The organism is Aliterella sp. E5.1 (assembly GCF_057473825.1).
Map to the genome: position 1 here is coordinate 1 of NZ_JBYCCV010000508.1, position 1,078 is coordinate 1,078.

General features: G+C 50.7%; 1 protein-coding gene. It reads left to right on the forward strand.

Going from position 1 to position 1,078, the window contains the following annotated elements; translation table 11 throughout:
* On the forward strand, positions 1-655 hold a 655-nt coding region (locus AC2VE5_RS28630; RefSeq protein ID WP_486890894.1), incomplete at its 5' end, for a winged helix-turn-helix domain-containing protein.
* Positions 656-1,078 lie beyond the last annotated feature (423 nt).

Here is a 1,078-nt window from a genome sequence, read left to right on the forward strand (position 1 = left end):
GGTAGAGGATGACAGTAAATTAGCTCATTTTATTGAGCTGGAGCTGGGCTACGAAGGCTATCAGGTCAGCGTTGCCCCGGATGGGTTTTTGGGGCTTTCAACCGCCCGGGAATCTCAACCGGATTTAATTCTTTTAGATTGGATGCTGCCAGGCTTGTCGGGGCTGGAGGTCTGTCATCGGCTGCGGGCAACAGGCGATAAAGTCCCAATTGTATTGTTGACGGCCAAGGACGAAGTTAGCGATCGCGTGGCGGGCTTAGATGCTGGAGCCGATGACTATGTGGTTAAACCGTTTAGCATTGAGGAATTATTGGCCCGTGTTCGCGCCCACCTACGCCGGAACCAGGAGGAAAATCTAGATTTACTAGAGTTCAATGATTTGCGACTTGATCGCAAAACCCGAGAAGTCTTTCGCGGCCCGCGCCCGATTGAGCTAACGGCTAAAGAGTTTGATTTGCTAGAGCACTTGATGGTTCATCCCCGGCAGGTGATTACCCGCGATCGCATCCTCGAAGAAGTTTGGGGCTATGACTTTATGGGGGATTCAAACATCATTGAGGTCTACATCCGTTACCTGCGCCTGAAACTAGAAGCCAATGACGAAAAGCGGTTAATCCAAACAGTCCGGGGGGTCGGCTATGTGCTCCGGGAATAAATTGGGTGCGGAGCGCTAAGTTTCCTATCTCCGCTGCATGCAACGGAGTATTACGGAATCTTTCCTCTGGAACGCACTACCGCACAAATTCTTGCTGACGTGGCGAGCCACGGGGAATATGACCCAAAGAGATTTAATTCATTCTCGCTCAAGTTCTGGGGTTGGCCTCCCCAAAGACCTGGCTCTAGACAGAACCTACGCGGACCAATGAAGTTCTCGTTATCCTAAAAGGGCAAGGCATTGGAGCAAACCATGGCGGCAGGTGCATCTCAAAATGGCTCAGAGCAAGGCGCTACTAACTCATCCTTATCCACCCAAGAAGCCTTTGTTGCCACCTGGCGAGCTTATCAAGATTTAGAGGCAATGGGGATCTCTGACTTTGACATCTTTAATGCTTTAGCTGACCGCTTCAGATCGGAAGAG